General features: G+C 66.2%; 2 protein-coding genes. Both read right to left on the bottom strand.

The window, feature by feature from the left end; translation table 11 throughout:
- On the bottom strand, window positions 1-911 hold a 911-nt coding region (locus A6A04_RS20590; RefSeq protein ID WP_068495903.1), incomplete at its 3' end, for an electron transfer flavoprotein subunit alpha/FixB family protein.
- A gap of 2 nt (window positions 912-913) precedes the next feature.
- Window positions 914-1663, bottom strand: coding sequence for an electron transfer flavoprotein subunit beta/FixA family protein (locus tag A6A04_RS20585; RefSeq protein WP_068495902.1), 750 nt, complete (start codon window positions 1661-1663; stop codon window positions 914-916).
- Window position 1664 lies beyond the last annotated feature (1 nt).

Here is a 1664-nt window from a genome sequence, read left to right as displayed (position 1 = left end):
TCAGGCAGAACCTTGAAGAGATCGGCCACCAGTCCGTAATCGGCCACCTGGAAGATGGGGGCCTCCTCGTCCTTGTTGATGGCGACGATGACCTTGGAATCCTTCATGCCGGCCAGGTGCTGGATGGCACCCGAGATGCCGACGGCGATATAGAGTTCGGGGGCGACGATCTTGCCGGTCTGGCCCACCTGGAAGTCGTTGGGCACGAAACCGGCATCCACCGCCGCGCGCGACGCGCCCACGGCGGCGTTGAGCTTGTCCGCCACCGCTTCCAGCAGATGGAAGTTCTCGCCCGACTGCATGCCGCGACCGCCCGAGATGATGATGCGGGCCGAGGTCAGTTCGGGACGCTCCGACTTGGAGAGCTGCTGGCCGACAAAGGCCGACAGGCCGGGATCGGCGGCGGCGGCGATGGCCTCGACGGTGGCCAAGCCACCCTCGGCGGCGGCGGCCTCGAAGCCGGTGCCGCGCACCGTGATCACCTTGATGCCGTCCTTGGACTGCACCGTCGCCAGGGCGTTGCCGGCATAGATGGGACGCACGAAGGTGTCGGGCGACACCACGGCGATGATCTCGGAAATCTGCGCCACGTCCAGCAGGGCGGCGACGCGCGGCATCACATTCTTGCCCGACGAGGTCGCGGGCGCCAGAACATGGGAATAGGACCCCGCCAGCCCGACGATCAGAGCGGCCAGCGGCTCGGCCAGATGATGGGCGTAAGGGGCGGCATCGGCCACCAGCACCTTGGCGACGCCGACGATCTTGGCGGCGGCGTCCGCCACCGGCCCGATGCCCGATCCCGCCACCAGAAGATGGACGTCGCCGCCAATCTTCGATGCGGCCGAAACGGCGTTCAGGGTGGCGGACTTCAGCGCGCCGCCCTCGTGTTCCGCCAGAACCAGAATGGTCATGATCAAATCACCTTCGCTTCATTGCGGAGCTTGTCCACCAGCGTCGCCACGTCCGGCACCTTGATACCGGCCGAGCGCTTGGCGGGCTCTTCCACCTTCAGCGTCACCAGACGCGGGCTGGCGTCGACGCCCAGATCGGCGGCCGTCACCGTCTCGATGGGCTTCTTCTTCGCCTTCATGATGTTGGGCAGGGACGCATAGCGCGGCTCGTTCAGGCGCAGATCCGAGGTCACCACCGCCGGAAGCGTCACTTCCACCGTCTCCAAGCCGCCATCGACCTCGCGGGTCACCATCGCCTTGCCATCACCCAGTTCCAGCTTCGAGGCGAAGGTGCCCTGGGCCACGCCCAGCAGCGCCGCCAGCATCTGGCCGGTCTGGTTGGAATCGTCGTCGATGGCCTGCTTGCCCAGGATGATCAGACCCGGCTGCTCCTTGGCCGCGATGGCTTTGAGCAGCTTGGCCACCGCCAGCGGCTGGACCTCGTCCTCCGACTGCACCAGGATGCCGCGGTCGGCGCCCATGGCCAAGGCCGTCCGCAGCGTCTCACTCGCCGAAGCCGGGCCAATCGACGCCACCACGATCTCCGTGGCCTTGCCCGCTTCCTTCAGCCGAACCGCCTCCTCGACCGCGATCTCGTCGAACGGGTTCATGGAGAATTTCACGTTCTGCGTTTCCACGCCCGTGTTGTCCGACTTCACCCGGATCTTGACGTTGTAGTCAACGACCCGCTTTACCGCGACCAGGACTTTCATC

Origin of the sequence: Paramagnetospirillum marisnigri (assembly GCF_001650715.1) — a bacterium.
In the GTDB taxonomy this organism is placed as follows: Bacteria; Pseudomonadota; Alphaproteobacteria; order Rhodospirillales; family Magnetospirillaceae; genus Phaeospirillum; species Phaeospirillum marisnigri.
The sequence above is the reverse complement of the archived record's forward strand: the minus strand, read 5'-3'. Positions and strand labels throughout refer to the sequence as shown.

Coding starts and splice junctions, on each gene's coding strand:
- A6A04_RS20585 (WP_068495902.1), bottom strand. CDS start 1,663: ATGAAAGTCCTGGTCGCGGTAAAGCGGGTCGTTGACTACAACGTCAAG.